This is a genomic window from Klebsiella sp. Ech2A (assembly GCF_030078455.1).
In the GTDB taxonomy this organism is placed as follows: Bacteria; Pseudomonadota; Gammaproteobacteria; order Enterobacterales; family Enterobacteriaceae; genus Klebsiella; species Klebsiella terrigena.
The window spans coordinates 1-7,537 of record NZ_JAQGFU010000198.1 but is presented as its reverse complement, the minus strand read 5'-3'; the positions used below and the strand labels follow the sequence as shown (position 1 = coordinate 7,537).

The 7,537-nt window shown below is 64.3% G+C and carries 2 protein-coding genes; both read left to right on the top strand.

The window, feature by feature from the left end:
- The coding region (locus PFH44_RS22760; protein ID WP_283826237.1) for a non-ribosomal peptide synthetase at positions 1 to 2,068 on the top strand (2,068 nt) is incomplete at its 5' end.
- Complete coding sequence (locus PFH44_RS22755; protein WP_283826236.1) at positions 2,065 to 7,482, top strand: non-ribosomal peptide synthetase; 5,418 nt, start codon at positions 2,065 to 2,067, stop codon at positions 7,480 to 7,482. The genes PFH44_RS22760 and PFH44_RS22755, both read left to right, overlap by 4 nt.
- Positions 7,483 to 7,537: the final 55 nt, after the last annotated feature.

The following is a 7,537-nucleotide window of genomic DNA, read 5'->3' as shown; positions in this document are numbered from 1 at the left end:
CGGGGTGCCGGTGGTGTTCCCCAGCATGCTCGGCGTGGCCGATGCGCTGGCGAAAGCCGCGCCCTGGCCCGATTTTACGCTGTCTCAGACGCCGCAGGTGTGGCTGGATCATCAGGTGATTGACCTCGAAGACGGTCTGCTGCTGAGCTGGGATTATCTGGAGGACCTGTTCCCGCCGCAGATGGTGGAGCAGATGTTTGCCAGCTATTGTACGGCCCTGCAGCGGCTGGCCGACGACGACTGGCAGCTGCCGCCGCCGCGCCAGCTGCCGCTCGTTCAGCGGAGCGTTCGCCAGCGGATTAATGCCACCGACGCACCCCAGCAGGGCCCGGTACTGCTGCATCAGGGCTTCTTTGAGCAGGCGCGTCTTCACCCGCAGCGAATAGCGCTGCGGGACGGGCAGAGCGGCGCTATCAGCTACGGCGAGCTGCGGGAGAGCGCGCTTGCGGTGGCGGCGGGTCTTCAGCAGCAGGGGGTTAACGAAGGCGACTGCGTGGCGATAGGTCTGCCGCGCGGCGTCGAACAGATAGCGGCGGTGCTGGGCGTGCTGGCGGCGGGCGCCGCCTATCTGCCCGTCAATGGCAAACATCCGCCCGCCAGGCAGGCACTGCTATGCCGTAAAGCGCAGGCGAAGCGGGCGATTGGCTGCGTGGACGGCGCCATCTCTCTTCCCCTGCAACAGCTACTCAACTGCGCACCGCTGCCTGAGCCGGTGCTGCCCGATGCGGCCAGCCTGGCCTACATCATCTTTACCTCCGGATCGACCGGTGAACCCAAAGGCGTGGAAGTTGAACACCGCAGCGCCAGTAACACCGTTGACGATATTTGCCAGCGCTACGCCATCTGCAGCCAGGATGTGTTTTTGGGGGTAGCCGCGCTCGATTTTGACCTGTCGGTTTTCGATATCTTCGGCGCCTTGAGCCAGGGCGCACAGCTGGTGCTCAGCGCGGAAGAGGAGCATCGCGATGCCGAGGGGTGGCTGGCGCTAATGCAGCAGCACCGGGTCAGCGTCTGGAACAGCGTCCCCACGCTGATGGAGATGACGCTCGAAATCGCGCAGCTGCGCGGGGCTGAACTACCGGACCTGCGTCTGGCATTGCTGTCAGGCGATTGGGTCAGTCCGGACATTGCCGCCAGGCTGGAACCTATCGCGCCGCAGTGCCGGACCATTGCGCTGGGCGGTGCGACGGAAGCCGCCATCTGGTCCAACGCCTGGGCGGTTCCGGCCCGGCCGCCGCGCGACTGGACATCGGTCCCTTACGGTTTACCGCTGCGCAATCAGCGCTTCAGGGTGGTGGATGAACTGGGCTGCGATCTGCCGGACTGGGTGGCCGGGGAACTATGGATTGGCGGGATGGGGGTGGCGCGCGGGTACTGTGGCGATCGGCATCTGACCCAGGCCAGCTTTAGCGGCGACTACCCGCAGCGCTGGTACCGCACGGGCGATATGGGACGTTACCGCCCCGACGGCGTCCTCGAATTCCTCGGGCGACGCGATGGTCAGGTGAAGCTACGCGGCCACCGCATTGAGCTGGGCGAAATTGAGCAGCAGCTGCAGCGTTGTCCGGGGGTACGCCGCGCGGTGGTGTTACTCAAGGGGAGCGGCGTCAGCGCCAGCCTGCACGCCTTCTATGAGGGCGAGGCGGCGATCGACGCGGTGCAGCGCGGGCTGCGCAGCGTGTTGCCTGGCTGGGCGATCCCTGGGGCCATCGCTTCTCTCAGCCGCTGGCCGCTCACCGCTAACGGCAAAATCGACCGCAAGGCGCTGGCGCAGCTCAGCGCTCAGACTGCGGAAACCGCGTTGTCGCTGGACGACCCTCACCAGCAGGCGCTGGCGGACATCTGGCAGCAGGTGCTGGGCGCGCACCCGGGCCATGCCGGCGAAAGCTTTTTCAGCGCTGGCGGTAATTCGCTATTGGGCACCCGCCTGGTGGCGCAAATCTGCAAACACTTCGGTATCCGTCTGACACTACGAGACTTTTTTGCTGACGCTACCCTCTCGGGCCTTTGCGCATCCGTCGAAAGGCATTTGGCTGACAAAAACAGTATGGAAGAAGGTTTATTGTGAAAATTTCTGACGTTATCGTACGACTGGAAACCCAGGGCATTGAGCTATGGCAGGAAGAGAACCAGCTGCGCTTTCGCGCCCCCGCGGGCGTGATGACCGAAGCCATTATGCAGGAACTGCGCGACCATAAACCGGCCATCCTCGACTGGCTCAGGCAGCAGGAGAGCGGGGCGGCGCTGCAGGCCGATCCCGATGCGCGTTTTGCACCTTTCCCCTTAACGGAGGCGCAGCAGGCCTATTTTGTCGGGCGCCATAGCGCGTTCGCGTTCGGCGGCGTCGCCTGTCGGGGATATCTGGAGATCTGTTTCGATCGGCCCGTCACGCCTGCGCAGCTCAGCCGGGCGCTTAATCAGCTGATTGCTCGCCACGACATGCTGCGGGTGGTGATTGAGGAAGAGGGATTCCAGCGCGTTTTGCCGCAGGTGCCGCTATTCCAGCCGCAGCAACACGAATGGCCAGACCTGCCCACCACAGAGGTCGGGGCGCGTATCGCTGAGCTGCGCGAAGCGATGCTGGCTGCCCCGGCGGATTACCAGCGCTGGCCGCTTTTTGCCGCGGCCACTATCCTCGCGGCAGGACAAACCCGCCTGCTATTGTCGATTGAGCTGATCCTGGTGGATTCCGCCAGCCTTTATCTGCTGGTGGATGAACTGGATCAGCTGCTGTTTGCACCCGAGACGCTGCTGCCCGCGCCCTCGCTGGGGTTCCGTGACTACGTGATTGCCCGGCGCGCGGCGCGCCAGGGCGTACGCTACCGTAAGGCGCAGCAATACTGGCGGGAGCGGATCCCCGAGCTTCCCAATGCTCCGGCCTTGCCCGTTGGCGCCGCCGCTGAGAAAGCCACCTTTGTCCGTCGCCATCTGCGCTTGTCCCATCAACAGCGCCAGCGGCTGAACCAGCTGGCCGCGAAGGCGCAGGTGACGCTGAACACGCTCCTGCTGGGGGCGTTCTCGCAGGTTATGGGGTTCTACAGCGACAGCCGCCACTTCACGCTCAATCTGCCCATTTTCCGCCGCGAGGGGCAGCATCATGACCTTGAACGGGTGGTCGGGGATTTCACCTCCGTCACGCTGCTGGAGGTCGATCTGCGTGGGGATGAGGCGTTTGCTCAACAGCTGCTGACCCTCAATCAGCGCCTGTTTGCCGATCTCGACCATAGCGCGTTCTCAGGTCTTGAAGCGTTGAGCGAACTGTCGCGCCATCATGGCGAAGCGGTGCTGATGCCGGTGGTGTTTACCAGCACGCTCGGCCAGGGGGAGCGGCAGGCGGCCCCGGCGCGCTATCGTATCGAGCAGGGTTTAACCCAAACCCCGCAGGTGTTGATTGACTGCCAGGTCACCGCCCAGCCCGATGGCATGATGCTGGCGTGGGACTCGCGCGAGGGGCTATTCCCCGAGCGGTTTATTGAGCACGCGTTTGATGCCTTCAGCGGGTTAATCCAGCGGCTGCTGGAGGAGGGTGAGTCTTGTCTTAACCAGCGTCAGCTGCTGACGCTGCCTGCGGCACAAGCCGCCGTTCGCCAACAGACTAACGCGGATAGCCAGCCAGATTTCGCCCGGCTGCTACAGCAGGGATTCCTGGATAAGGCGGAACGGCAGCCGGATGCCATTGCGCTGTGGGACGATGAAGGGAGCATGACTTACGGCGAGCTGGCCGCCCGGGCTTACGGACTGGCGGCGGATTTGCAGCGAGCGGGGCACTGTCCAGGCGAAGCCGTCGCGGTGATGTGCGGGAAAGGGCGCGCCCATGCGCTCGCTCCTCTTGCCATCCTGCTCAACGGCGGATGCTACGTACCGGTTGATGCGCAACAGCCTGCCCGCCGCCGGGAGGCGATCTTGCGTAATGCCGGGGTGCGCCGGGCAATCTGCGACGATCCTGAACAACTGCCTGAGGACGTAGAACCGATCGCCTGGCGTACGGAGACGTCGGCGGGTGATTTCCAGCCAGTACGAATCGGTCTCCATCAGCCCGCCTATATTATCTATACCTCCGGGTCCACCGGTGAACCGAAGGGCGTGGTCATTAACCATCATGCCGCCTGGAATACGATTGCCGATATCAACCGCCGCTTTGCGCTGGGCGCCCGGGATCGGGTTCTGGCGGTGGCTAACCTGAGTTTCGATCTGTCAGTGTACGATCTGTTTGGCGTGCTGGCGGCGGGAGGCGCTCTGGTCTATCCGCAGGAAGCGAGAAAGGCGGACCCTTCACACTGGGCTGAATGCATCGCTCAATATGGCGTCACCCTATGGAACAGCGTGCCGGCCCAGCTGCAGATGCTGGCCGATACGCAACAGCCCCTGCCGACGCTACGCCTGGCGCTGGTATCGGGAGACTGGGTTCCGCTTAATCTGCTGGAACAACTGCAGGCCATCTCAGCCGATGGTCAACTGATAGCGCTGGGCGGCGCGACTGAAGCGGCAATCTGGTCGGTATTCCATCCGGTCACGCACGTCGCGCCGTCCTGGCAGAGCATTCCGTATGGTAAGCCGCTGGCCAATCAGCAACTGCATATTGTTGATGAACGCCTGCACGATCGCCCCGACTGGGTCAGCGGTGAGATCGCCATCAGCGGTGACGGGCTGGCGGACTGTTACTGGATGGACAGAGAGAAGACCGCCGCGCGTTTTGTGACCCGCGATGACGGGCGGCGCCTGTACCTGACCGGAGATCGGGGACGATACTGGCCGGATGGCAACATCGAGTTTCTGGGGCGGGTCGATAGCCAGGTCAAAATCCGCGGACACCGCGTTGAGCTGGGTGAAATCGCCGCGGCGATGCGCCAACCCCCGGCGGTCGCCGATGCGGCCGTATGCCTGACGGAAGGTCATGGCACCGCCAGCAACCTGCTGGGATTCGCGGAACTGGCGGCGGGCGAGCAGCCCAGCAGTCGGCCGGCGATGGACTGCGCCCGGCAGCGTGCTCGGCATATTGAACAGCAGATTGATGGTGCAGCTTTCGAGGCGTTAATGGCGGGAGCGGATCGCGTGGCGATTCTCGCGATGGCCGATCGCCTGCGCCAGGATGGCCTGTTCGCCGCGACCGACTCCCGTCACGCGCTGGAGGAGATCTATCTGGCGACCGGGGTGGCGGAGGTGCATCAGCGACAGTTGCGCCGCTGGCTGGCCGGATTGGTCAGCGCCGGTGCGCTCACCCAGGACGCGCAGGGACGCTACGCAGACCTGATCCCCTGCGATGCGGCCACGCTGCAGCAGGGCTGGCACGAGGTGGAACAGCTTGAGCAGCGTGCCGGTTATGGCAGCCAGACGCTGCACTATATCCGCGTTTGCAGCGATTGCCTGAGCGGGCTGCTGCGCGGCGAAACCGATGTCCGCGGGATTCTGTTCCCGGAAGGCGAGCTGTCGACCGCCCACGCGGCCTACCGGGATAACCTGGTCAGCCAGAGCATGAACGCGATCGTGGTTGCGGCGATCGCGGCGCTGGCGGCTTCCCGCCCCCGCCCGTTACGGGTGCTGGAAGTGGGGGCCGGCGTGGCGGGGACTGCCAGCGATTTGGTGCCTGCTCTGGCGCCCTGGCAGCCAGAATACTGGTTTACCGATCTGTCAGAGTTCTTCCTCGTTGAAGCGCGTAAGCTCTTCGCCCCTTATCCGTGGATGCACTACGGCATTTTTGACATGAACGAAGATGCCGGGCGGCAGGGGATGGCGGCGAATAGCTTCGATGTGATCCTGTGCGCCAACGTGCTGCATAACGCCCGCAACGCAGGTGACGTGCTGGCGCAATTCTCCTCATTGCTGGCGCCCGGCGGTACGCTGGTGTTTATCGAACCTTTCCGTCGTCATAACTACCCGCTGCTGGTTTCGATGGAGTTCTTCCCGGAGCTAACGGGCTTTACCGATCTGCGCGCCACCACCGACCAAACGTTCTTTACCCGCGAGCAGTGGCTTGACCTGCTGGCGCAGGCTGGGGCGACGATATCCGATTGCGCCCCGCCGGCGGAAAGCGCGCTGTCCAGCTCCGGGCAAGGGGTATTTATCGCCCAGTTCAAAACGGACCGCGCCAGCCTCCGCCGCGATGAGCTGCGGGATTTTCTGCGCGATCGGCTGCCGGGCTATATGGTGCCTGCGCATCTACATCTGCTGGATCGTCTGCCGCGTACGGCTAACGGTAAAACCGATCGTCAGCGGCTGCTGAGCGCTGCGCCGCAGCAGCAGACCAGGGCGGAGCAGGCAGGCGGCGGTAACGCCCCGCGCGATGCGCTGGAACAGCAGATTGCCGCCGTCTGGGCGGAAGTGTTGGGGCTGGCGGACGTGCAGCGCGATGCTGACTTCTATGCGCTGGGCGGCGACTCCCTGCTGTTATCACGCATGATCGGACGTCTGCGCGCCCGGGTTGCGGCGGCGGCCCATTTCGAATGGGAAACCCTGCTGCGCCATCTGCTGCGGGAATCCACGGTGATGGCGCTGGCGGATTTGCTACGCAGCAGCGCGACGCAGGGTGAGCAGCAACAGCAGGCTCGCGCCGTGCTGGTTCCACTGTGGGGCCAGCAGGATTATCACCGCCACTGCTGCGTGCTGCTTCACGCCGGTACCGGCAATCTCCAGCCGTATCAGCATCTGCTGGCGAGCCTGGACAAGTCGCTATTTGCCCGCGGTGTTGGTCTCGAACTGCCCAGCCAGCAGGCGTTTATGGCGCTGGCACCGCATGAGGCGCTGGTTACGCTGGCCGGTCACTATGCCGATGCGTTGTCAGCACAGGGGGAAAGCTTCACTTTGCTGGGGTATTGCCTCGGTGGCTTGCTGGCGGCGGAAATCGCCCGTCAGCTCAGCGAGCGCGGCAAAAACGTGCGCGAGCTGGTGGTCATCAGCGCGTATCAGCCGCCGCAGGTGGATGACGCGCGGTTGGTGGATTACGTGTTTGCCCGCGCGATCGGGGCCGACCTCGAGAAGCTGGGGCTGCCGCAGGAGCCGGCGCTGGCCGCCGCCGTGAGCGCTATCCTGCAGCGGACCCCGCAGCGTATCGCCGAAGACGCATTTGATGGCCTCGACGACCATCCGCAGGTCGCGCAGGCGCTGACGCGCTGGTTCCGACAGCCGCAGGCCGTTCGCCTGCAGGCGCTGCAGACGGCCAGCATGGCCCAGGGGGTCTACCATCAGGAGGATGAAGCCAGCGCGTTGTTTGCGAGTCGTTACGCTCTGTTCGGACACAGCATGGCGTCAGTGGGGCAATATCGGCCCGATCCCTGGTTTGGTAAAACCATTCTGCTGCGTAACAGCGAAAGCGATCCTCTCTTGCCCGGTACGCCCGGCGACGTTCACGACTACTGGCGTCGGCTGTGCCTGGGGGAGCTCGTTGTTGAAGACACGCCCGGCGACCATTTTAGCTGCCTGTCTCGTCAGCATGCGCCGACCCTGGCCGTGCTGATCGCGCGCCACGCCGCGCCGGGAGAAGCCTGATGAACGACAGCATTATCGCGGTACTCGGCGCCACCGGCGGCGCAGGGCGCTATGT